This is a genomic window from Burkholderia sp. MBR-1 (assembly GCF_013822785.1).
In the GTDB taxonomy this organism is placed as follows: domain Bacteria; phylum Pseudomonadota; class Gammaproteobacteria; order Burkholderiales; family Burkholderiaceae; genus Burkholderia; species Burkholderia vietnamiensis.
In genome coordinates this window covers 199,380-221,281 of sequence record NZ_CP053612.1, presented here as the reverse complement: position 1 = coordinate 221,281, position 21,902 = coordinate 199,380, and the positions used below count along the sequence as shown (strand labels likewise).

Here is a 21,902-nt window from a genome sequence, read left to right as displayed (position 1 = left end):
CGCTTATTGCGCGACGGCCGCGAGCGGCGTGCCGACGAGCCGGCCGATATCGGCGCGGGCCGCATGGGCGCCGGCGAGCGCACGGACGTATTGCGACTGGCCCTGGAACAGCGTGCGCTGCGCGTCGAGCACGTCGAGGAAGCTGAACTTCCCGAGTTCGTAGCCACGCCACATCGCGTCGAGCGCGAGGCGCGCGGCCGGCAGGATGTCGGACTTCAGCCGCTGCGCTTCCTGCTCGGCCGCCTCGAAATTCGCGTATGCCTGCGTCAACTCCAGCCGCAGGCGGGTGCGTTCGCGATCGAGATCGGCGTTCGCGCGCTCGGCCTTGTGCGTCGCCTCGAGCAGCGCGCCCTTGTTCGTGTTGAACAGCGGAATCGGGATCGACACGCCGACCACCGCCTGGTTGTTCGGCACGCCGCCGGTGGTCACGCGCTTCACGCCGGCGCTGACCGTCACGTCCGGAATGCGCCGCGCGCGTTCGAGCGATATGGCCGCGTTCGAGCGCAGCATCTCGGCGCGCGCGACCCGCGCGAGCGGCGCATCGTCGAGTTGCGCGGTCAGCGCGGACAACGGCTCGACCGGCGGCACGGTTTCCAGGTCGCCGAGCACCGCAAGCCGGTCGTTGCGCGCCTCGCCCATCACCGCGTTCAGTTTCTCGCGCGCGACCTCGACACGGCCGCGCGCGGTCACGACTTCGATCTGCACGCCGGCCGCCGCGACCTGCGCCTTGGTCGCCTCGACCGGCGACACCTTGCCGGCCTGCGCGCGACGCCCCGCGAGATCCGCCGAACGCGCGGCGATCGCGGCCGATTCTTCGGTCACCTGAAGCTGGCGCTGCGCGGCGAGCAGCCCGTAGAACGCGGCGATCACGTCGGCGCGCACGGCGGCGCCCTGCTCGTCGAGCGACGCGCTGGCCGCCTCCCGGCCGTACGACGCGACGTCGAGCCGTGCGCGGCGCTTGCCGCCCAACTCGATGGTCTGGTTGATCAGCGCGGTGGACGTGCGTTCGGCGCGACTGAAGCCTTCCTGCAGGAACGACACTTCGGGGTTCGGCCGCGCGCCGGCCTGCATCAGCACGCCGGCCGATGCATCGACATCCGCGCGTGCGCCGCGCAGCGCCGGATTGTTCCGGGCCGCGACCGCGAGCGCGTCGGACAACGTCAACGACGACGCAGGAAGCGCATCGGACGGCGGTGCGCCGATCGGCGCGGCGGCGGCACCCGGGGCCGGCCCCGGCGACAGCGATGGCTGCGCATGAGCCGTCGCGGCCATCGCGAACACGATGGCCAGGGCGAGGTTGGGTTTGAGCATGTTGGTCCTGCGGTAACGGTTTGTGACCGATGCTACGATCACGCCGCAGCGCGAACATGACACGGTGATGACGTTTCCGTCATCTTGGGAGAGTCAAGAAAGCACTTCGGAAACCCACGGCTGGGGTAAAGGTTGTGTGAAAGTCTCGCTGCCCATCGATCATCAGATCTTTCTCTGGTACGCGCGCGGCGCCAGTTCCTCGGCCCTTTCCTAGCGCTCGCTGTATCGGTCGACCAGATTTGGGCCGTCGTCTCGGGTAGAGTGAACTTGACTGGCTCCTCCATAACGTCAACGAGCCGATCGTAATGGGCCGACGGCTTCGTCCGCCCTGCTTCGTCGAATTCCGCGAACGCCTTGGCCGACGACGACTGGTTCGGGATCATCAGCATGCGCATCCAGCCTCAGAGCATGCGCATCCGGTTTACAGCGTTGAACGACTGAGATCCGCCGCCCACCTGCATCACCGCGAGCGTCTTGCCCTGCTTCGGCCGCACCGCGCCGACCGACGAAGGAATCCAGTCGATCCGTGATTTCATGATGCCGGTCATTGCGCCGTGCCGTTCCGGCGAGCACTACACTATGCCTTCCGCTCACGTCACCACCCCGCGCAACCCGGCCACCTTCGGGTGGCTCTCGGGTGCAAAATCGGACGAAGGCCGCCCACTTGGATTGAACACGCGTACCCGGCACCAATCGCTGTGAACGGCGGCGCAGCTTCCTCGACCGGCAAGCAGCTGAACAAGCGTTCATGCAGGGAGCCGTGCAGAAGCACGAGCCGGGGCGGATGGGTCGACGGTGGCGTCGGCCGCGCCTTCCGGCACGAGGATCAGCGTGGTGTCGAACTGAGGCGGGTCGTCCAATTGTTCAGACGCGCTTGCCCTCCGCATCGGTTACGACTCCGCCGCCTTCCTTGGTGCACGGACCTCTCTGCGGGTAGGCAATCGTCGGTCAGGTCACCGGTACCGTCCGCGGTCTGCATTAACTGAGGTCGGACGGAATTCGTGGAGGCCAACGGGTTAAGCAGCGATCTGATTCAAATAGAAGCGCTGCGTGAACGCGACAGGCGATTGGTAGTTCAGACGCGCCTGCGTGCGCTGCCGGTTGTAGAAGATTTCGATGTATTCGCTGATCGCCAGGCGCGCCTGCTCGCGCGTGGCGAAGCGTTGATGATAGACCAGTTCATTCTTCAGCGTTCCCCAGAAGGATTCGATGGGCGCGTTGTCGTAGCAGTTGCCACGGCGGCTCATCGACGCGCGCATGTCAAACTGGCCGATGAGTGCTTGATAAGCCAGCGCACAATATTGCGACCCACGGTCGCTATGATGAATCAGGCCCGCCGGCGGTCGTCGGGTTGCGACAGCGCGAAACAGTGCCTGCATGACCAGATTTTTCGTCATACGTTCGCTCATCGCATAGCCGACGATTTCGCCGCTGTACAGGTCCTTCAGGCCGGCAAGATACAGCCAGCCCTCGTCGGTCGCGATATAGGTGATGTCACCGCACCAGGCCTGATTGGGCGCGGTCACTGAGAAATCCTGGTTCAACAGATTCGGCGCGACAGGCAGGTCGTGCTTCGAATTCGTCGTGGCCTTGAACCGGCGTTTCTGCTTGCAGCGCAGTCCCAGTTTTCTACGCAGTCGCCTGATCCGGTGCACGCCGATTCGCACGCCACGTTCATCGAGATGTTGCTTCAGGCGCTCGGGCCCGAAGCTTTCCCGAGTTCGCTGATGTGCCGCAAGTACCTCCGCTTCCAGGCGAGGCTCCTGCTGCGTTCTTTCGGACGGCCCGCGCTTGCGCCACGCATAGTAGCCGCTCACCGATACACCCAGCACGCGGCACATCGGCGGCACGGGATAGTCCTGTCGCATTTGTTCGATCACGCCGTACTTCACCGCGACTCCTTCGCGAAGTACGTCGCGAACTTTTTTAGCAGATCGCGCTCCATTTTGACCTCGGCCAGTTCGCGCTTGACCTGCGCCAGCTCGGCCTCCATTTCCGTCAGTGGCCTCTGGTGCCGGCCGACATCTTTCAGCTTACCGGCCTTCGCCGCGCGCACCCAGTTTGCCAGCGTCTTGATTGGGATCGACAAGCGCCGGGAAGCTTCCGATACCCCCACACCTTCGGCCAACGCCAACTTGACCGCTTCGTCGCGAAGCTCCTTCGTATAGACCGCTCTTGGAATTCGATTCATCCATGCCTCCGTTTCTCGATTTTACGAAACGTTGGCTTCCATTTTTTCCGACCGGCCTCAAACTACCCTGGCTCACTGTCTTCGGAAGGCATGGCGGTCCCCCCTCCCATTGTTTTAACGTTACGTGGCAGGCTCAGCTGCCGTGGCACTCTTGTCGAAAGGCTTGTAGGCCAGCAACCGCAGCGCGTTGGCAACCACGAGCAAGGTAGACCCCTCATGGAAGATGACCGCCGTACCGATGTTCAGCCCTAGCACGGTTGCCGGAATCAGCACCGCCACGACGCCAAGACTCATCCACAGGTTCTGCTTGATGACGCGGCTCGTACTTCTCGACAGGCCCACAGCGAACGGCAATTGCGCCAGATCGTCGGCCATCAGTGCCACGTCGGCGGTCTCCAACGCAACATCGGAGCCTGCGGCACCCATCGCGATGCCCACGGTCGCGTTAGCCATGGCGGGTCCATCATTGACGCCGTCTCCCACCATCGCCACCTTGCCGTGCTCGGTGCGCAGTTTCTTGATCTCCTCGACCTTCTGCTCGGGCATAAGGTCTCCTTGGGCCTCGGTCAGGCCAACGGTTTGCGCAACGGCCTCGGCCACCTTCTGGCTGTCGCCGGAAATCATAATTAGCCGCTCGATGCCGAGTTTCCTGAGTTCGCCCATGACTCGGCCAGCGACGGGGCGCGGCGTGTCCATGACGCCGATCACGCCCAGGAAGCGCGCTCCCTTGCGGATGATCATCGTCGTATGTCCGTCGGCGATGAGTTTCTTGTTGGCCTCGTCGATGTCATCAGGGACGGTTGAATCAGACAGCTCCCTGAACAGAATCGGCTTGCCGATGTGGACAGTCTCGCCCCCTAACTGAGCCCGGACACCGCGCCCGGTGATGCTTTTGACATCCACAGCCTGCGGCAGATCGGTCTTGTCTCGCAGCCGTTCCTTCGCCCCGTTGACAATCGCCGCGGCGAGCGGGTGGTCGCTGTGTTCTTCCACCGCCAGCGCCACTGCCAGCAGTTCGTGCTCAGGCACGCCTTGAGCTGGGACCACCTCGGTGAGCTTCGGCTTCCCCTCGGTCAGCGTGCCGGTCTTGTCAAAGGCAATTGAGGTTAGCGTGCCCAGGTTCTCCAAAGGCCCACCACCCTTGACCAGCACACCGCTCCGCGCGGCGCGCGCTACGCCGCTGAGAACTGCACTGGGCACTGAGATTGCGAGCGCGCAGGGGCTGGCAGCCACCAACACGGCCATCGCCCTGTAGAAGGTGTGGGAGAATGGCTCATCGATAACAACACCAGCGCACAGCAGCAGACCGACCAACACCAGCACTGATGGCACGAAGATGCGCTCGAACTTCTCGGTGAACTGCTGTGTCGGCGAGCGCTGGGCCTCCGCCTCAGTGACCATCTTGATGACGCGCGCCATCGTCGACTGATCGGCCTTTCGGGCGACCATGATATCCATGGCGCCCGCGCCGTTGATCGTGCCGGCGAAGACGCGGCTCTCAGCCGCTACGCCCTCGAAGCGCCCGATTGTGATTCGGCCATCCTCGACGGGGCGCTTGTCGACTGGAACACTCTCGCCCGTGACCGGTGCCTGATTGACGCTGGAAGTGCCAACGACCACAACACCGTCCGCAGGCAGCCGCTCGTTGGGCTTCACGACGACGACGTCGCCTACTTCCAGCTTCTCCAGTGGCACAACCTCCGTCCCGGAATCGCGCCGCACCGTGGCCGTGTCAGGTGCAAGCTTGGTTAAGGCCTCGATGGCACGCCGGGCCCTACCCATGGCGTAGTGCTCGAGCGAATGCCCAAGGCTGAAGAGGAACAGCAACAAAGCGCCTTCTCCCCAGGAGCCCAGAGCCGCGGCACCCGCAGCCGCTACGAGCATGAGCGTGTCGATCTCGAAACGCTTGGCACGCAGGTTCTCGATGGCTTCTTGGATGGTGTAGTAGCCGCCGAAGAAGTACGAAACCACGTAGCAGTGGGTGGACAGCCATTCAAGACCGGTGCCGCGTCGCCCCACGAGCCATCCAGCCATCAGGAAGACTCCGGACAAGCAAGCAAAGATCAGCTCGGTCTTTTCGCCGAACAACCCGCCGTGTCGATGGCTGTGCTCGCCGCCCTCGTCTTTCCCGCAAGTGTGGTTGGCTCGCTGCAGCGCACGGTGGTCATTGGCAGCCGCCTTATGCCCTGCCGTGCCGGAATCTGCGGATGCCTTGCAAGAGCGGACCGCCGTGGTCGGCTGAACAGCCGGCGTTGCCCAATTCACAGAGATATCGAGTAAGGTCAGGCGCTGCGTGAGATCGGACTCGTCAGTGAGGGAACGGTCGTATTCGATGCGGACAACGCCGCTTGGCGATACGTCGGCCTCAATGATCCCACCGAGTGAGCGCAGCTGCTCAGCAACACGCCTGGTGGCACGCACATGCATCGGCGCATTCACTCGTCCCACAATGTGCGCGAAGCGGCCCGCCACAGCGAGCCCTTCAGACCGAATCAGCTCACGCAGCCTGCTTAGTGAGATCACGGCGGGGTCGTAGTGCACACACAACTGCGGCTCTCCTTCAGCCGCGCCAGTGATATGAGCCCCTTCAATGCCAGGCCTGTCCGCCAGCTTGTCTTGCAGGCGGCTCACGCAGCGGTCTTCGGCGCCATATATGTCCGGCAGAACCAACGGCAGATCCAGCCGCAGCTTCTGGATGTCGCTCATGAACGGCTCCATTTTCATACAAATGGCCAGCCGGCCCGGAAGGTTCACCGGCCACCAGGGTGCTCCATCAGCAAGAGAGTCTATCAGTCCGTTCCAATCGCCGGCAAATAGCGCCGGCTGCGCTGCCCGAAGCAGATGCTCCGAGCTGAGATCAGGATACCAATCAATCAGATAGGGGCCGACGTCGCGCGGGTCAGGACGTGAAATTCGCCAACTTCCATTACGTCCAGTCTCTTCCGGTCCGTGACCCGAACGGGTTATGGCGCCCCCCGCGTCTCGTCTAATCCCTCGCTGACAGGTTGAAGGTCGGCCGGGATAAGCACTTATGCGAAGGTTCGCATATTCACGAATCCCGGCGGACCCTCTACTAACTGTTACACGATGGTAAGTCGTTGTTTTGGTATGCACTTCCACTACGAACAGTTTGCCGCTCGCCAACATCGGAGCGCTCTAATTTTTGCCGTAGGTGCCCGCATCGCTCGAGTTTGCGCCCGACAAGGGGCCGCGGTTCGACACTATCAAATCCAGGCATTCCAATGCAGGGCCGAAATATCGACCGATTTCTTTCCTGCTTTCGATATTTCGACTACTATTGAAACATGGAAACAAACCAAACCATTGCCGCCCTCGCGGCACTCGCCCACGAATCCCGGCTCGCCGTCTTTCGTGCACTCGTGCAAGCGGGGCCGGAGGGCATGCCGGCCGGGCAGATCGCCACGCTGCTGGACGTGCCGCCGTCGTCGCTTTCCTTTCATCTGAAGGAACTGGCGCATGCACAACTCGTCACCAGCCGCCAGGAAGGCCGCTTCGTCTTCTACTGCGCGAACTTCGCCACGATGAACGGCCTGTTGGCTTACCTCACGGAGAACTGCTGCGGCGGCAATCCCTGCTCGCCTGCGGGCGCGTGTTCCCCGGTCAAGGAGCAACACTCATGAAGCGCTTCCATGTGCACATCAGCGTGCCGGATCTCGTTGACAGCATCCGTTTCTATTCGGCGCTGTTCGCCGCTGAGCCGACCGTCGTCAAGAGCGACTACGCGAAATGGATGCTCGACGATCCTCGCGTCGACTTCGCGATCTCGCAGCGCGGCGCGGCGCCCGGTCTAGATCATCTTGGCGTGCAGGTCGAAAACGATGCCGAGCTGGCGGAGATGCATACGCGCTTGAACGGCGCCGCGCTGCCGGTCGACGAGCAAATCGGTACGGCGTGCTGCTACGCCCGCTCCGACAAGTACTGGACGGTCGACCCGCAAGGCATCGCATGGGAAACGTACCAGACGCTCGGCGACGTCCCCACCTTCGGCGAATCCCGTAACGCGTCGGCGGCTGAATCGAATGCCGACGCTTCTGCTTGCTGTTCCCCTGCACGCGGCAAGCCGATCGGCGTGCCGGTGAAATCGTCCTGCTGCTGAGGTCCAACCATGAGCGACAAGCCCTACAACGTGCTGTTCATCTGTACCGGCAATTCCGCCCGATCGATCCTGTCCGAGGGACTGATGAACCGCCTTGGCGAGGGCCGCTTCGTGGCGTACTCGGCGGGCAGTCATCCGAAAGGCGAGGTGAATCCGTTCGCGCTGCGCGAGCTGGCGCGTTGGCAATTGCCGACCGAAGGCTACCGGAGCAAGAGCTGGGACGAATTCGCGGCACCCGGCGCACCGGCGCTCGATTTCGTCTTCACCGTGTGCGACAAGGCCACCGGCGAGGTGTGCCCGATCTGGCCCGGTCAACCGATCACCGCACATTGGGGTGTGCCTGACCCGGCCGACGTCGAGGGCTCCGACGAACAGAAACAGCAGGCCATGCACGACGCCGCGCTGACGTTGAAGCGTCGTATCGACCTGCTGCTGTCATTGCCGCTCGCCAAACTCGACAACGTCGCACTGCAAAAGTCCCTGACCGAGATCGGGCAAAAGTAACTTTGGATCGTCAACCCATGACCACGAACGTACTGATCCTCTGCACCCACAACTCGGCGCGCAGCGTGCTGTCCGAAGGGATGCTCAATCATTGGGCCGCGAAGCTCGGCAAGGACGTCCGCGCATACAGCGCCGGCAGTGCGCCGAGCGGTCGCCTCAATCCGTTCGCGCTGGAAGCGCTGACGACCGCTGGCGTCGACGTGAGCGGCTACCGCAGCAAGAGCTGGGACGAGTTCGTCGGCGATGGTGCGCCGGAGATGCGCGTCGTCATTACGGTGTGCGACAGCGCGGCCGCCGAGACGTGCCCGTACTGGCCCGGCAGCCCCGTCAAAGTGCATTGGGGCTACGCCGATCCGTCGAACGCGTTGGGCGGCGACGAAGGCAAGCGACTCGCCTTCGAACTCACGCGCCAGGCGATCGGCTATCGCATGCTGCAGTTGTTGGCGCTGCCGCTTGATCGCATGAGCAATGCCGAACTCCAGACGGCGTTGACCGAGATCTCGCAAAACTGACCATTCGCATGGCGGTCCGCTGAACCGCGCGGCCGCCGACGACTTCAAGACTGAACCCTATCCATGAACACGTCCAATGTCGCCCCGCCGGGCAAGGCCGTCGCAAAGCCTTCCATCAATTTCTTCGAACGCTACCTCACCGTCTGGGTGGCGCTGTGCATCGTCGCCGGCATCACGCTCGGCCAGGTGCTGCCCGGCCTGTTCCAGCAGATCGGGCGGATGGAATATGCCCAGATCAATCTCCCGGTCGGGCTGCTGATTTGGGTGATGATCATCCCGATGCTGGTCAAGGTCGACTTTGGCGCGCTGCATGAAGTGCGTCAGCACGTCAAAGGCATCGGCGTCACGCTCGTCGTCAACTGGCTCGTCAAGCCATTTTCGATGGCGTTTCTCGGTTGGTTGTTCATCCGCCATCTGTTCGCGCCGATGCTGCCGACGGACCAGCTCGACAGCTACATCGCCGGCCTGATCCTGTTGGCCGCAGCACCGTGTACGGCGATGGTGTTCGTGTGGAGTCGACTGACGGGCGGCGATCCGCTGTTCACGTTGTCGCAGGTCGCGCTGAACGACAGCATCATGGTGATCGCCTTCGCGCCACTGGTCGGCCTGCTGCTCGGCATGTCCGCAATCACGGTGCCGTGGGCGACGTTGCTTACGTCCGTCGTGCTCTACATCGTTATCCCGGTGATCATTGCGCAGATCCTGCGTAAGCGGCTGCTCGCGAATGGTCAGGCTGCATTCGATGCCGCGATGGCGAGGATCGGCCCTTGGTCGATCGCGGCGCTGCTGGCCACGCTTGTGCTGCTGTTCGCGTTCCAGGGCGAAGCGATCCTGAAGCAGCCTCTGGTGATCGCGCTGCTCGCGGTGCCGATCCTGATTCAAGTGTTCTTCAACTCGGCGCTCGCGTACTGGCTCAACCGCGCCGTAGGCGAGAAGCACAACATCGCGTGCCCGTCGGCGCTGATCGGCGCATCCAACTTCTTCGAGCTTGCCGTCGCGGCCGCGATCAGCCTGTTCGGTTTCCATTCCGGCGCGGCACTGGCTACCGTCGTCGGCGTGCTGATCGAGGTGCCGGTCATGCTGTTGGTGGTGCGCATCGTCAACCAGTCGAAGGGCTGGTACGAGTGCCGGACCTGACATGTCCACGCATGCACCCCGCCCGCACGCATGGCTGACGCCGTCGCTCGGGCTGACGCAGATCGTCGGCTGGGGTTCCATGTTTTACGCGTACGGCGTCCTGATGCAACCGATGCAGGACGAGCTGGGTCTGTCGAAGCCAGTCGTCGTCGGCGCCTATTCGGTGGCGCTGCTGATCTCGGGGCTGTTGTCCACGTCGGCCGGCAGCATCATCGACCGCGTCGGCGGGCGCGCCCTGATGGCGGGCGGATCGTTGCTGGCGGCGCTGATGCTTGTCTGCTTGTCACGGGTGAATAACGTGGTCGGGCTGTATCTCGTGTGGGCCGGCATCGGCGTTGCGATGAGCGCAACTCTCTACCAGCCTGCGTTCACCGTCATCACGCAGATATTCGGTAACGACTACCGCCGCGCGATCACGCACCTGACCTTGTTCGGCGGTTTCGCCAGCACGGTGTTCTGGCCGCTGACGCAAACGCTGTTGCAGCACGTCGGATGGCGCGACACATGGCAGCTCTATGCCGGCGCGAATCTGGCGATCTGCGTGCCCGTGCATGTCGCGCTGCCAAGTCGTTCACACGCACCGCATGGCGTGACGCCAACGCAAACGGAACAGCCGGCCGCTAACCTTGGCGCTGTCCTGCGCGACCCGGCCTTCTATCTGGTGACCGCGGCGGTCACGCTCAATGCGCTGGTGTTCGCCGCGATGTCGCTGCACATGATCGCGGTCTTGCAGGCGCATGGCATTTCCGCCGCGAACGCGGCATGGGTGGGGGCGCTGGTTGGGCCGATGCAGGTTCTCGGCCGCGTGCTGGAAACGACGATCGGCAAACGCGCGAGCACGCGCCAGGTCGGCATGGCCGCGATGGCGTTGCTGCCGCTTTCGCTGGTCCTGCTCTTTGCGTCCGGGACGTGGCTGCCCGTGTACGTTGTTTTCGCGGCGCTGTATGGCATCGGCAACGGCGTCATGACGATTGTCCGCGGTGCATTGCCTGCGGAACTGTACGGGCGAACCGCCTATGGCGCGATCAGCGGGGCGATGGCGACGCCCGTGCAGATTGCCATCGCCGCCGGTCCGTTCGTTGCATCACTCCTGTATGTCGCCGGGAACGGCTATCCCGGCACGCTATTGGCCCTGGCCGGCATCGGCGCGACAGGTGCGATCCTGTTCCGCTACGCGATCTTGCATTTGCGCCATCACGCTGTCCCTCTATCGAAGCAAGGAATCTCGACATGAGCAACATCACGATCTATCACAACCCGGATTGCGGCACGTCGCGCAACGCGCTGGCCCTGATCCGCAACAGCGGCGAGGAGCCTGTCGTCATCGAGTATCTCAGGACGCCCCCGTCGCGGGAAACGCTGGTCAAGCTGCTGGCCGATGCCGGCCTGACCGTACGCGAGTTACTGCGGGAGAAAGGCACGCCTTATGCGGAACTCGGTCTGGGCGATCCGAAGTGGACCGATGAGCAACTGCTCGACTTCATCGGGCAGCATCCGATCCTGATGAACCGGCCGATCGTGGTTACGCCGATCGGCACGAAGCTATGCCGGCCGTCCGAAGCCGTGCTGGATATCCTGCCGAACCCGCAGACGGGGCCTTTCACCAAGGAAGATGGCGAAGTCGTGATCGATGCGGAGGGCAAGCGTGTCTGAGCAATTGAACGACATGCCGCAGCTCGACGCCACGCTGTTCCGCGTGCCGGACGCCGCTCAATTGCGGCCGGCGACACCGTCGACGCATCCGCCTCGACTCCTGCTTCTGTACGGCTCGCTGCGCGAGCGTTCGTTCAGCCGTCTGCTGGTCGAGGAAGCCGAGCATTTGCTCACGGCGATGGGGGCCGAAGTCCGTGTGTTCAATCCGAGCGGCTTGCCGCTGCCCGATGATGCGCCGGAAAGCCATCCGAAGGTGGTCGAGCTGCGCGAGCTGGTGATATGGTCGGAAGGCATGGTGTGGTGCTCGCCGGAACGACACGGCGCGATGACGGGGATCATGAAATCGCAGATCGACTGGATTCCGTTGTCGGTCGGCGCAGTCCGGCCGACGCAGGGCAAGACGCTTGCGGTGATGCAAGTCAGCGGCGGTTCGCAGTCGTTCAACGCCGTGAACCAGATGCGCGTGCTCGGACGCTGGATGCGCATGCTGACCATCCCGAACCAGTCGTCGGTGGCCAAGGCGTTCGCGGAATTCGACGAAGCGGGTCGGATGAAACCATCGCCCTACTACGATCGTGTTGTCGATGTCATGGAAGAGCTGGTCAAGTTCACTCTGCTGACCCGAGATATCGGCCCGTATCTGGTCGACCGGTACAGCGAGCGAAAGGAAAGCGCCGAGGAACTGTCGAAGCGCGTGAACCAGCGAAGTATCTAGAATCCGGTCCAAGGAGTAAGGATGGAGATCCGCCCCGCCACTGTCGACGACCTAGCGTCGATCGAAACGCTGCTGCGTCAATGTGGCCTTCCCGTCGTTGGCGTCAGCGACCACTTGCGGAACTTCGTAGTCGCGACGGAAGGTTCAATGATGTGCGGATGCGGTGGCCTTGAGCACTATGGTGACGCCGCACTTGTGCGCTCTATTGCGGTAGCTGAACGTGCACGCGATTCTGGTCCGGGGCAACGTATCGTGTCGCGGCTCGTCGCCGAGTGTCATGCGCTACAAGTTCGGTCGCTTGTGCTGCTCACCACGACCGCGGAGCACTATTTCACCCGTCTAGGGTTCGTGCGCGTTGCGCGTGGCGACGTAATGCCCTTGGTGTTGGCGTCGAGCCAATTCCAAGGCGTATGTCCGGGATCGGCCGTCTCGATGTTGCGAGTTCTGTAGCCATTGACGGGAGCACCAAGGGATCGGTCCGACAAGGGGGATCTGCTTGCCTTCGATGCGATTTACCGGTGGTCGCCCCCGGTCAAAGATTATTGGCTGCCGTATTTCGCTTGCCAGCGCTTCATCTTCGTAATTTCTTCCTTTTGTGCTTTGACGATGCTTCGGGCAAGCCTTCTCATCTCAGGATCCTTGCCGTACTTCAGTTCGGCTGCCGCCATATCGATTGCGCCTTGATGGTGCGGAATCATGTGGGAAACAAAATCTTTGTCAGCGTCGCCGGTGTAGGTCTGTCCTTGCATCCTTCGCATCATCCTCTGGTCTGCACCCTTGAAGGCTTGTACAGACGCCGAATTAGCTTTAGTCGACTGCCCCATATTCATGTCTGGCATGGACGTGGCTTGCTGAGCACTCGTTGTACCGATCATCAGGCCGAGCGTTGCAATTACGTTGATGACGAACCACGGGATGGAAATTCGCGTTTGCATATTTACCTCCTGATGCATAAAAATTATGCTTTCGGGAAACGAACAATTTTTGCTGGTCGAACTTTTTCCACTTTCGACACTGATTCGAGGCTTCATGACGGCGCAATCCACGCTCCTGTGCCGCGCACTAGTACCCCTTCGAGGAGAATCCTCATCGTTCCCGCGGGAATTGCAAGTGGAACGTCGTACTGACGTCGTTACTCGAAACCTGGACTTGTCCCCGGTGCAGTTCCATGATCGATTTCACGATCGCGAGTCCCAGCCCGGCATTCTTCGAGGATCCATGACGTGACGCGTCGACACGGTAGAAGCGCTCAAAGATTCGATCAAGATGTTCCGGCGCGATAGGCCGTCCGTGGTTGGTCACTTCAACGACGACGTATTGCAGCGAGCGAGACGAGGCGAGTTTGATTGCCGTGCCTGCGAACGCATGGTCCAAAGCGTTGGATATGAGGTTGCTCACCGCTCGTCGAAAAAGCGTTGCATCCGCGACTGCGTATTCCGGCGAACGTGATCACGCATTTCGGCGGATCGTGATCATGGATTCCGAATGATCGTGATCACCCGTTTCGGTTGATCGTGATCGCTGATCACAGGTTTCCGAAACGCGTGATCACGATGCCGGAATGAGCGATCACGGGACCGAAACGGGTGATCACGTAACCGGAACGTAATCCGGGTTTGAGTCTGGCGGTGGCGTTGCGCATGTATTCACCGACGGCGTTAGCCTGCTCCCTTTTTTGCGGGAGAAGTGCCGATGCCGACACCTCGGATGAGCATGCGCAAATTGAAGGAAGTCCTGCGACTAAAGTGGGCGTGTGGCCTGACGCATCGGCAGATCAGCCGGGCTATCGGCATCAGCGTCGGTGCCGTCTCGAAGTTCGCGGCCCAAGCCAGCCAGGCGGGACTCGATTGGGCGGCAGCCGAAGCAATGTCCGACGACGAACTGGACGCGCGCCTGAGGCCTGCGGCAACCAATGCCGCGGCGACGACGACGCGACGCATCGAGCCCGACTACACGGCATTGCATCGCGAGCTGCGCCGCAAGGGCGTGACGCTGCAACTGCTGTGGGAAGAATACGCTGAAGCGAACCCCGGCCAGCGGACGTACCGCTACACGCAGTTCTGCCAGAAGTACAAGGACTGGGCGAAGTCGATCAAGCGCTCGATGCGTCAGCAGCACCGCGCCGGCGAGAAGCTGTTCGCGGACTTCGCGGGTCCCACCGTGCCGGTCCTGGCGAGCGATGGCGGCGTCGAGTTCGAGGCGCACGTGTTCGTTGCCGTGCTCGGCGCATCCAACTACACGTTCGCGTGCGCGACGCGCACCGAGACGATGGCGGACTGGATCGGCAGCCTGTGCGATGCGCTAGAGTTCATTGGCGGCGTGCCCGAGCTGCTCGTGCCCGACAACCCGAAGGCGCTGATCGCGCGACCCGACCGTTACGAACCCGGACTCGGCACGACCACGCAGGACTTCGTGAACCACTACGGCACCGCGATGCTGCCGGCGCGTCCGCGCAAACCGCAGGACAAGGCCAAGGTCGAAGTCGGCGTGCAGATCGTCGAGCGCTGGGTGCTGGCCCGACTGCGCCACTATCGCTTCTACAGTCTGGCTGAACTCAACAAGGCGATTGCAGAACTGATCGCCGACCTAAACCAGCGCCCGTTCAAGCGGCTCGAAGGCAACCGGCGTGAATGGTTCGAACGGCTGGACCAACCCGTCCTGCGCCCGTTGCCCGTGCGTCGCTACGAGATCGCCACCTTCCAGAAGTGCCGTGTGAACATCGATTACCACGTCGATGTCGGCGGCCACTATTACAGCGTCCCGCATAGCCTCGCACGGCAGGAGGTCTGGGCGCGTATCACACGCCACGGCGTAGAGATCCTGCATGGCGGCAAGCGTGTCGCTGCGCACGCTCGCTCGCGCCTCAAAGGCAAACACACGACCATCGCCGAACACATGCCGGCTGCGCATCGCGCGCACATGGAATGGACGCCTGGGCGCCTGCTCAACTGGGGCGCATCCGTCGGCCCCGGCGCCGAGGCTGTCGTGCGGCATCTGCTGACCAACAAACCTCACCCCGAGATGGGCTATCGCGCCTGTCTCGGTCTTCTCTCGCTCGCGCGCAAGTACGGCAAACACCGCCTCGAGGCCGCATGCCAGCGTGCATTGAAGATCGGCTCGCCCACGCGTCGCTCCGTGCTGTCAATCCTGGAAGCGGGACTTGACCTGCAGCCCTCGCTCCCGACCACGCCCGCCGAATGGCGCTCGCCCGAGCACGAGAACGTGCGCGGCCCCGACTACTACCACTGACCCGAAGGAGGTCACGATGTTGATGCAGCACACCCTTACCCAGCTAAAGGCGCTCAAACTGGACGGCATGGCTCGCGCGTTCGAGGAGCAGTCAACGCTCACGGCAAGCACCAGCCTGTCATTCGAGGAACGCGTGGGCATGCTCGTAGATCGCGAGCTGGCCTGGCGTGATACGCGACGACTCGAACGTTTGCTGCGCGCCGCGAAGCTCAAGAACCCACAGGCCTGCGTCGAAGACATTGAATACCGGCAAACCCGTGGGCTGGACCAGCGCATCGTCGCCACGCTCGCCGGCTGCGACTGGGTGCGCAATGCTCAGAACCTGATCCTGACCGGCCCCACCGGCGCGGGCAAGACGTGGCTCGCTTGCGCGTTCGGCCAGCAGGCGTGCCGGCAGGGCTTCTCCGTGTTCTATGTGCGCGTCGCGCGGCTGTTCGAAGAGCTGAAAATCGCGCACGGCGACGGCAGCTTCACACGTCGGCTTGCGCAACTCGCGAAGATTGATGTGCTGATCCTCGACGATTGGGGCTTGCAGGATCTCGACCAGGCGGCGCGCAATGATCTGCTTGAGGTACTTGATGATCGTGTCGGTACGCGCTCGACTGTGATCACCAGCCAGTTGCCGCTCGAACACTGGCACGCGTGGCTGCAGGACCCCACGCTCGCCGATGCGATTCTCGATCGGCTCGTGCATCAGGCCCACAAGCTTCCGGTCAAGGGCGATTCGATGAGAAAGAAAACGAAATCCGAGTCCGCTGACGCCTGATCGTGATCACCGTCGCTATAATCCATTGACCGCGCAACACCACCTTCCAGACTGATCACGTTCGCCGAAACGATTGATCACCATCGCCGAAATCCGCATCCGCGACCACATGCGCGTCGCCGACGACGACAAAATTGACCCCCTTTTCGTCCGCAATGCTCTGATAATAGGACGCCAGTCGTTGCAGTTCCATCTCAGTATCAAGGTCCGATACCTTCAGGTGCAGGTGTGCATTCTCTGTACGTGCAAGGAACAGCATGTTCTCGATCATCCGTTGCAGACGTTCGCATTCTTCGATGTTCGAATCGATCAACGCCTCATATTCGTCGCTCGTTCTCGGTCGCGACAACGTGACCTGCGACGAGCTGATCACGTTGGCAAGCGGGGTGCGCATATCGTGGGCGAGGTCGGAGGAGAACTGAGAAAGGCGCACAAACGCACGTTCAAGTCGATCCAGCATTCGATTGACCGACGACGCGAGTTCGCGGAGCTCCATCGGACCGCCGCGAATGTCGAGTCGCTCGCTCAAATTGTGCGCTTCGATAATTGACGTCTGGCGGCCCAGACTTTCCACTGGACGAAGGCCTCGACGTGCGATCGCATAGCCCAAGCCACCGAGCAATATCGCGCCGACGGCGACCGCCAGCCAGATGTCGACGCGATAGCTTTTCAGAAGCGACTGCCGGTCGGTCGCGGTCCGTACAAGGGCGATCCGTACATCTTCGCCTGACGGCAGCCTGTCGCGCGCGAAAACACAGCGTGATGGCCCGATTCCCGTCGGATCGCACGTGTATGGAATACGAGGCGGACGGTCGCTCGAGGCGATCGACTTCAACGTCACGCCCGGCGCGGCCGTGTGCTCGATCAGCGAATTGTTTTGCCCGTCGTAGATCCCAAGATACACACCGGGATGCGAGAGCAGTACCTCGTGAAATACCGCAGGCGTTGCACGAATGGCCTGTACCGAACCGCTGGCGTGAGCCAACTGCAGAAACTGGCTCAGCTTGCCACCGATTTCGATGTCGTCGCGGCGCTGCAGTTCAATCGACAGGGACCGATACAGGTAAGCTCCAGTCAGCGCAAACGCTAGTCCTGCGACGACAGCGAAGGCGACGGTCAACCGAGTGAGCAGTGAGTAAGGTGCCGCCTTCCCCGTCATGAACGGTCCTCGAGCACGTATCCCATGCCCCGGATGGTATGGATCAGTTTCTTATCGTACGCGTTGTCGACTTTGGCGCGCAGGCGCTTGATCGCGGCATCGACCACGTTCGTATCGCTATCGAAATTCATATCCCAGATCTGCGAGGTAATGAAAGTACGCGTCAAAACCTCGCCCTCTCGTTCAGCCAGGAGTTGCAACAATGCGAACTCCTGTGCGGTCAGGTCGATGCGATTGTCGCCGCGACGCACTCGCCGCTTGAGGAGGTCAATCTCCATGTCCGCAACGAGCAGAATGTCCCGAATGCTCCGCGGTGCGCGCCGTAGCAACGAACGGATGCGTGCGAGAAATTCCGCGTAGGCGAACGGTTTGTGTAGATAGTCGTCTGCACCAAGTTCAAGCCCAGCGACCTTGTCCTCGATTGCTTCGCGGGCGGTCAGCATCAGCACGGGTGTCTGCTTTTCCGCGCGGAGGCGCTTCAGCACCTCGAACCCGTCCAGCTCCGGGAGCATGACGTCGAGCACGACGAGGTCAAAATTTTCATGCAGCGCGAGAAACAATCCGATTTTGCCGTTCTCGGCAACATCGACGGTATAGCTCGCTTCCGTCAGTCCCTTTCGGAGATATGACGCCATTTTCGGTTCGTCTTCGACTATCAGTATCCGCATGGGAGTGCAGTAGGACTGTCAACGGGTTCGACGCGGGGAGCGCTGCGCTCAGCATACGGCCGCGAAAGCGCGCAAAAAATGACGGCCGGATGACAATTTTTTCATGAATCTCCGAGCGCCGGAACAGCGAGAGCCGTCCACCGCCGCTGGATGAAAAAATGGTCATCTTTCGACCACGCCGTCGTCACGCATCGGCCGTTAAGCTAAATACCGGCTATACCGCTTGTGGTTACACCCGGACACGTTCTCGATGTTATCGTTTCGAACTGCTCGTGCTAGACTCCGCACCCATGTCATATTGGCGCAAACTCTTCGTCGTCGTGCTGTTGGCACTGAGCCTGCCGGTTCAGTCGTTCGCGGCTATCTCGATGAATTGCGTCGCTTCGCATGCCGAAGCCAGCGAAACGCCGATCGTGCATGCCGGGCAGTCCATGTCCGGGCATCATCGCGACATGCATGGAGCGGCGCTCGCGGCCGACGACCATCACACTTATCACCACGGCGGCGGTCATCACGCGCATTCATGTTCGACATGCGCAGCCTGCTGCTTCGGCACGGGATTACCCGCGGTTCCCTCCGTCGTCGTATCGTCGGACGTAACACGCGTCACCACCTCGATTCCGCCTTCTGCCGGTGTCGTGTCTTTCCTGACCGACGGCATCGAGCGACCTCCTCGCCACACCCTCGTCTGATTCTCCACCGCGGGTAATGCCCGCGATGTGCCATTCGTACTGACGGTCTTGCGTGGACCCGTCAGATGATTCACGACGAGAAAATTTATGCGACTGATTTCTGCGGCGCTGCTCGGCGCGGCGGCTTCATTGCCGACGCTCGTGCACGCCACCACAACGATTCCCGACCCGACGGATGCCGCGGCCTCGGTCCCGGCGATTTCGGCGCCGTCGGCCTTCAACGGCTATCGCCCCTACAACGACGCCGACAACCCGACCTGGCAACAACTCAATCAAGCGGTCCAGGAGAAGCCGGCCAAGGGCGGCATGACGCACGGCGGCGCAATGGGCCACGGCGGCGCCATGAACAAGCCCGCTGGCGACCATCAGTCGAATCATTCGCAGCATGGGGAGCCCGCCAAATGATGAAGCGACTCGTTTCAACGCGCATGGGTGCGGGCGTTTCCATCATGGTGTTTCTGGCTGGCTGCACCACCTTCTCGAAGGACGGTGGATTCGGTACGGTGTCGTCGACGGCTACGGAGCGGCTCGGTAAGGACGCGGTTATCGTCAAAACCGATGCCGATCGGGATGCAGTGGCGAAGCGAACGCAGGAATTGCTCGCCAAGCCGCTGTCGATGGACGATGCCGTACAGGTCGCCCTGCTGAACAACCGAGGACTGCAGGCCTCGTATGCGGAATTGGGGCTGTCGGAAGCCGATTTGGTCCAGGCCGGGCGACTGCCGAATCCAGGCTTCACCTTCAGCCGCACGCGAGCGGGCAACGGCGACCTGAGCATCGGCCGCACATTCTCCGCGAACGTACTCAGTATTCTGACGCTGCCTTTCGCTGCCCACATCGAGGGCCGACGCTTCGAACAGACGAAGCTCGAGACTGCCGATACGATGCTGAAGCTCGCCGCCGAGGCGCGGCGGGCGTACGTCAACGCGGTGGCCGCGGAGCAGGCTGCCAAGTACGCGGAACAGGTAAAAGATTCGGCCGACGCAGGCGCCGAACTCGCTTCACGCATGCGGCAGGCCGGAAACTTCAGCAAACTCGATTATGCGCGAGAGCAAGCCTTCTACGCGGACTCGGTCGCCCAGGCCGCCAAGGCCCGGCAGCAAGCCGTATCGGCCAGGGAGAAACTCACGCGCACGATGGGCGTATGGGGCACTGGTACGCAGTACACCTTGCCTGAGCGTTTACCGGACTTGCCAAAGGACCGCCCGGAACTGAAAGATCTTGAGCGGTTTGCGATGCAGAACCGGCTCGACATCCAGGCAGCGAAGCTGCAGACGCAAGGCGTCGCATCGTCGTTGGGCCTCAGCAAGGCAACGCGGTTCATCAACGCAATCGATGTTGGTTACCAAAACAACTACGAAACCGACAAGGGTCACGAGCACGGCTACGAAATCAGTATCGAGATTCCCATTTTCGATTTCGGCAGCGCCAAGGTCGCCCGCGCGGAAGCCATCTACATGCAGTCGGCGAACCGCCTTGCCCAAACGGCGATTGATGCACGATCGGAGGTCCGCGAGGCGTATTCCGCGTACGTGAACAGCTACGACGTCGCGAAACACTATCGCGACGAGGTTGTGCCGATTCGCAAGACGATTTCTGACGAACTTCTGCTCCGCTACAACGGCATGCTCGCCAGTGTCTTCGAACTGCTCGCCGACTCGCGCGAGCAAGTCGGCGCGGTGAACAGCTACATCGACGCGCTGAAGGACTACTGGCTCGCCGAAACGGATCTCCAGCAAGCGCTGGGCGGACGTTTACCGAGGGCTGGGGCCGAGCAAACCGAGCAGACGCCTCCGGGGCCGAATTCCGCACCGCAGTCCGCCCCGAGACCGGCAGCCCGGCCGGAGCCTGCCTCGACCGCGCAACCGGCGCATGAAACGCATTCGGAAGGTAAATAACATGGTGTCCCGTCGACAATTTCTCAGCGGCTCGGGGGCCGCAATCCTCGGCGCCGCGATGGTCAGCAAGGCCGGCGCGGCTTCGTTGCCGGAAGCACCGACCATGGCAAAGGCGACGATGCAGCCGCCGCTCGTGCCACCCAACGGTCGGCCATACACACCGGTCGCGACGTTGAACGGCTGGACGCTGCCGTGGCGCATGAAGAACGGCTGGAAGGAGTTTCACCTGACAGCCGAGCCCGTCGTGCGCGAAATGGCTCCCGGGATGAAGGCCAATCTGTGGGGTTATAACGGTCAGTCGCCTGGCCCGACGATCGAGGCCGTCGAAGGCGACAAGGTCCGCATCTTCGTCACCAACAAGCTGCCGGAGCACACCACGATCCACTGGCACGGGATGCTGCTACCGAACGGCATGGACGGCGTCGGCGGCTTGACGCAGCCGCACATCCCGCCCGGCAAGACGTTCGTCTACGAGTTTCAGCTCGAGAAGCATGGCACGTTCATGTATCACCCGCACGCGGACGAGATGGTTCAGATGGCGATGGGCATGATGGGCATGTTTATCGTGCACCCGAAGGACCGCAGCGTGATGCCGGTCGACCGCGATTTCGTGTTCCTGCTGTCCGCCTATGATATCGACCCGGGCAGCTTCACGCCGCGTGTGAACGAGATGACCGACTTCAACATGTGGACGTTCAACTCACGCGTATTCCCTGGCATCGATCCGTTGCCAATTCGGGCCGGCGACCGCGTGCGCATCCGGTTCGGCAATCTGACGATGACGAATCACCCGATTCACCTGCATGGCTACCACTTCGAAGTGGCGGGTACGGACGGCGGCTGGATCCCGCCGGCCGCTCGTTGGCCGGAGGTGACGGCCGACGTCGCCGTCGGCCAGATGCGCGCAATCGAGTTCACCGCCGATCGTCCTGGCGACTGGGCGTTCCATTGCCACAAGTCGCACCACACGATGAACGCAATGGGCCATAGCGTTCCGAACATGATCGGCGTGCCGCAGAAGGACTTGGCCAAACGCATCAACAAGCTCGTTCCCGACTACATGGCCATGGGCAGCACCGGTGGCGCAATGGGCGAGATGGAGATGCCGCTACCCGACAACACACTGCCGATGATGACCGGTACGGGCCCATTCGGGCCGTTGGAGATGGGCGGCATGTTCACAGTCGCCAAGGTCCGGCAAGGGCTCGGGCGGAACGACTATCGCGACCCGGGCTGGTTCAAGCATCCCAAAGGCACCGTCGCATACGAATACACCGGTGAACTGCCGGACAGTTGATTTACACAACAAGGTCGGGGCACGCCCGACCGT

Annotated in this window: 20 protein-coding genes and 3 pseudogenes; 15 read left to right on the top strand and 8 right to left on the bottom strand. The window is 62.1% G+C overall.

Translation table 11 applies throughout. From position 1 onward, the window contains the following. Nucleotides 1-3: 3 nt before the first annotated feature. The 4 genes and pseudogenes from MBR110_RS30680 to MBR110_RS30665 all read right to left on the bottom strand — a co-directional run bounded on the left by MBR110_RS30680 (nucleotide 4) and on the right by MBR110_RS30665 (nucleotide 6,208). Nucleotides 4-1,311, bottom strand: a complete 1,308-nt coding sequence (locus MBR110_RS30680; protein WP_012210996.1) for a TolC family protein — start codon at nucleotides 1,309-1,311, stop codon at nucleotides 4-6. A gap of 210 nt (nucleotides 1,312-1,521) precedes the next feature. Next, nucleotides 1,522-2,198, bottom strand: a pseudogene (locus MBR110_RS30675) (NAD(P)H-dependent oxidoreductase). A 129-nt stretch (nucleotides 2,199-2,327) separates the two neighbouring features. Further along, a protein-coding gene (locus tag MBR110_RS30670) for an IS3-like element ISBvi4 family transposase (protein ID WP_155121863.1) occupies nucleotides 2,328-3,502 on the bottom strand; the annotation gives its coding sequence in 2 pieces (ribosomal slippage) (nucleotides 2,328-3,241 and nucleotides 3,241-3,502; 1,176 coding nt in all). Between the two features lie 120 nt (nucleotides 3,503-3,622). Then, on the bottom strand, nucleotides 3,623-6,208 hold the full coding sequence (locus MBR110_RS30665) for a heavy metal translocating P-type ATPase (protein ID WP_012210995.1): 2,586 nt from the start codon (nucleotides 6,206-6,208) through the stop codon (nucleotides 3,623-3,625). A 599-nt stretch (nucleotides 6,209-6,807) separates the two neighbouring features. Between MBR110_RS30665 and MBR110_RS30660 the strand changes: the two genes are divergently transcribed. From MBR110_RS30660 to arsN2, 9 genes are all read left to right on the top strand, one after another. Continuing rightward, complete coding sequence (locus MBR110_RS30660) at nucleotides 6,808-7,143, top strand: ArsR/SmtB family transcription factor (RefSeq protein WP_009693516.1); 336 nt, start codon at nucleotides 6,808-6,810, stop codon at nucleotides 7,141-7,143. Further along, nucleotides 7,140-7,619 carry an ArsI/CadI family heavy metal resistance metalloenzyme gene (locus MBR110_RS30655; protein WP_009693515.1) on the top strand — a complete coding sequence of 160 codons (480 nt, stop codon included), beginning with the start codon at nucleotides 7,140-7,142 and terminating at the stop codon, nucleotides 7,617-7,619. The genes MBR110_RS30660 and MBR110_RS30655 overlap by 4 nt, the downstream gene beginning before the upstream one ends. 9 nt (nucleotides 7,620-7,628) lie before the next feature. Beyond that, nucleotides 7,629-8,123: an arsenate reductase ArsC gene (locus MBR110_RS30650; protein WP_009693514.1), complete on the top strand. Its 495-nt coding sequence runs from the start codon at nucleotides 7,629-7,631 to the stop codon at nucleotides 8,121-8,123. A 17-nt stretch (nucleotides 8,124-8,140) separates the two neighbouring features. Further along, nucleotides 8,141-8,635: an arsenate reductase ArsC gene (locus tag MBR110_RS30645; RefSeq protein ID WP_012210994.1), complete on the top strand. Its 495-nt coding sequence runs from the start codon at nucleotides 8,141-8,143 to the stop codon at nucleotides 8,633-8,635. A gap of 63 nt (nucleotides 8,636-8,698) precedes the next feature. Next, complete coding sequence (arsB, locus tag MBR110_RS30640) at nucleotides 8,699-9,772, top strand: ACR3 family arsenite efflux transporter (RefSeq protein WP_012210993.1); 1,074 nt, start codon at nucleotides 8,699-8,701, stop codon at nucleotides 9,770-9,772. Nucleotide 9,773: 1 nt separating this feature from the next. Further along, the gene (locus MBR110_RS30635; RefSeq protein ID WP_009693509.1) at nucleotides 9,774-11,006 is read left to right on the top strand and encodes an MFS transporter; all 1,233 of its coding nucleotides are present in this window, start codon (nucleotides 9,774-9,776) and stop codon (nucleotides 11,004-11,006) included. Then, nucleotides 11,003-11,425: an arsenate reductase (glutaredoxin) gene (arsC, locus tag MBR110_RS30630; protein ID WP_009693508.1), complete on the top strand. Its 423-nt coding sequence runs from the start codon at nucleotides 11,003-11,005 to the stop codon at nucleotides 11,423-11,425. The genes MBR110_RS30635 and arsC overlap by 4 nt, the downstream gene beginning before the upstream one ends. Beyond that, nucleotides 11,403-12,140, top strand: coding sequence for an arsenical resistance protein ArsH (gene arsH / locus MBR110_RS30625; RefSeq protein ID WP_012211085.1), 738 nt, complete (start codon nucleotides 11,403-11,405; stop codon nucleotides 12,138-12,140). Before arsC ends, arsH begins: the two co-directional genes overlap by 23 nt. A gap of 21 nt (nucleotides 12,141-12,161) precedes the next feature. After that, nucleotides 12,162-12,590, top strand: coding sequence for an arsenic resistance N-acetyltransferase ArsN2 (gene arsN2 / locus MBR110_RS32450; protein WP_009693505.1), 429 nt, complete (start codon nucleotides 12,162-12,164; stop codon nucleotides 12,588-12,590). Between the two features lie 89 nt (nucleotides 12,591-12,679). On the opposite strand, the gene copM is transcribed toward arsN2, so the two are convergent. Further along, complete coding sequence (copM, locus tag MBR110_RS30620; RefSeq protein ID WP_012211084.1) at nucleotides 12,680-13,075, bottom strand: CopM family metallochaperone; 396 nt, start codon at nucleotides 13,073-13,075, stop codon at nucleotides 12,680-12,682. A 151-nt stretch (nucleotides 13,076-13,226) separates the two neighbouring features. Beyond that, nucleotides 13,227-13,568, bottom strand: a pseudogene (locus tag MBR110_RS30615) (ATP-binding protein); the annotation flags it as partial. A 264-nt stretch (nucleotides 13,569-13,832) separates the two neighbouring features. Between MBR110_RS30615 and istA the strand changes: the two are divergent. Both istA and istB read left to right on the top strand, forming a co-directional pair. Further along, on the top strand, nucleotides 13,833-15,389 hold the full coding sequence (gene istA, locus MBR110_RS30610; protein WP_011875599.1) for an IS21-like element IS408 family transposase: 1,557 nt from the start codon (nucleotides 13,833-13,835) through the stop codon (nucleotides 15,387-15,389). Between the two features lie 16 nt (nucleotides 15,390-15,405). Further along, the gene (istB, locus tag MBR110_RS30605) at nucleotides 15,406-16,155 is read left to right on the top strand and encodes an IS21-like element IS408 family helper ATPase IstB (RefSeq protein ID WP_006397350.1); all 750 of its coding nucleotides are present in this window, start codon (nucleotides 15,406-15,408) and stop codon (nucleotides 16,153-16,155) included. A gap of 94 nt (nucleotides 16,156-16,249) precedes the next feature. Here istB and MBR110_RS30600 read toward each other — a convergent pair. Beyond that, a pseudogene (locus MBR110_RS30600) lies at nucleotides 16,250-17,314 on the bottom strand (histidine kinase dimerization/phospho-acceptor domain-containing protein); the annotation flags it as partial. Continuing rightward, nucleotides 17,311-17,982: a heavy metal response regulator transcription factor gene (locus MBR110_RS30595; protein WP_012211083.1), complete on the bottom strand. Its 672-nt coding sequence runs from the start codon at nucleotides 17,980-17,982 to the stop codon at nucleotides 17,311-17,313. The pseudogene MBR110_RS30600 and the gene MBR110_RS30595, both read right to left, overlap by 4 nt. Before the next feature lie 158 nt (nucleotides 17,983-18,140). Between MBR110_RS30595 and MBR110_RS30590 the strand changes: the two genes are divergently transcribed. From MBR110_RS30590 to MBR110_RS30575, 4 genes are all read left to right on the top strand, one after another. Further along, complete coding sequence (locus MBR110_RS30590; RefSeq protein WP_226146172.1) at nucleotides 18,141-18,674, top strand: hypothetical protein; 534 nt, start codon at nucleotides 18,141-18,143, stop codon at nucleotides 18,672-18,674. Between the two features lie 87 nt (nucleotides 18,675-18,761). Then, nucleotides 18,762-19,079: a hypothetical protein gene (locus MBR110_RS30585; protein ID WP_009693501.1), complete on the top strand. Its 318-nt coding sequence runs from the start codon at nucleotides 18,762-18,764 to the stop codon at nucleotides 19,077-19,079. Further along, nucleotides 19,076-20,572, top strand: coding sequence for a TolC family protein (locus MBR110_RS30580; protein ID WP_012211081.1), 1,497 nt, complete (start codon nucleotides 19,076-19,078; stop codon nucleotides 20,570-20,572). Before MBR110_RS30585 ends, MBR110_RS30580 begins: the two co-directional genes overlap by 4 nt. A gap of 1 nt (nucleotide 20,573) precedes the next feature. Next, nucleotides 20,574-21,869, top strand: a complete 1,296-nt coding sequence (locus tag MBR110_RS30575) for a copper oxidase (protein WP_012211080.1) — start codon at nucleotides 20,574-20,576, stop codon at nucleotides 21,867-21,869. The last annotated feature ends 33 nt before the right edge of the window (nucleotides 21,870-21,902 follow it).

Bases quoted from the DNA above. Each gene is read 5' to 3' on its own strand.
- MBR110_RS30645 (WP_012210994.1), top strand. From the start codon at position 8,141: ATGACCACGAACGTACTGATCCTCTGCACCCACAACTCGGCGCGCAGC.
- MBR110_RS30580 (WP_012211081.1), top strand. From the start codon at position 19,076: ATGATGAAGCGACTCGTTTCAACGCGCATGGGTGCGGGCGTTTCCATC.
- arsC (WP_009693508.1), top strand. From the start codon at position 11,003: ATGAGCAACATCACGATCTATCACAACCCGGATTGCGGCACGTCGCGC.
- MBR110_RS30650 (WP_009693514.1), top strand. From the start codon at position 7,629: ATGAGCGACAAGCCCTACAACGTGCTGTTCATCTGTACCGGCAATTCC.
- istB (WP_006397350.1), top strand. From the start codon at position 15,406: ATGTTGATGCAGCACACCCTTACCCAGCTAAAGGCGCTCAAACTGGAC.
- arsH (WP_012211085.1), top strand. From the start codon at position 11,403: ATGCGGAGGGCAAGCGTGTCTGAGCAATTGAACGACATGCCGCAGCTC.
- arsN2 (WP_009693505.1), top strand. From the start codon at position 12,162: ATGGAGATCCGCCCCGCCACTGTCGACGACCTAGCGTCGATCGAAACG.
- MBR110_RS30665 (WP_012210995.1), bottom strand. From the start codon at position 6,208: ATGAGCGACATCCAGAAGCTGCGGCTGGATCTGCCGTTGGTTCTGCCG.
- MBR110_RS30595 (WP_012211083.1), bottom strand. From the start codon at position 17,982: ATGCGGATACTGATAGTCGAAGACGAACCGAAAATGGCGTCATATCTC.
- MBR110_RS30590 (WP_226146172.1), top strand. From the start codon at position 18,141: ATGGTCATCTTTCGACCACGCCGTCGTCACGCATCGGCCGTTAAGCTA.
- MBR110_RS30660 (WP_009693516.1), top strand. From the start codon at position 6,808: ATGGAAACAAACCAAACCATTGCCGCCCTCGCGGCACTCGCCCACGAA.
- MBR110_RS30655 (WP_009693515.1), top strand. From the start codon at position 7,140: ATGAAGCGCTTCCATGTGCACATCAGCGTGCCGGATCTCGTTGACAGC.
- MBR110_RS30635 (WP_009693509.1), top strand. From the start codon at position 9,774: ATGTCCACGCATGCACCCCGCCCGCACGCATGGCTGACGCCGTCGCTC.
- MBR110_RS30585 (WP_009693501.1), top strand. From the start codon at position 18,762: ATGCGACTGATTTCTGCGGCGCTGCTCGGCGCGGCGGCTTCATTGCCG.
- copM (WP_012211084.1), bottom strand. From the start codon at position 13,075: ATGCAAACGCGAATTTCCATCCCGTGGTTCGTCATCAACGTAATTGCA.
- istA (WP_011875599.1), top strand. From the start codon at position 13,833: ATGCCGACACCTCGGATGAGCATGCGCAAATTGAAGGAAGTCCTGCGA.
- MBR110_RS30575 (WP_012211080.1), top strand. From the start codon at position 20,574: ATGGTGTCCCGTCGACAATTTCTCAGCGGCTCGGGGGCCGCAATCCTC.
- arsB (WP_012210993.1), top strand. From the start codon at position 8,699: ATGAACACGTCCAATGTCGCCCCGCCGGGCAAGGCCGTCGCAAAGCCT.
- MBR110_RS30680 (WP_012210996.1), bottom strand. From the start codon at position 1,311: ATGCTCAAACCCAACCTCGCCCTGGCCATCGTGTTCGCGATGGCCGCG.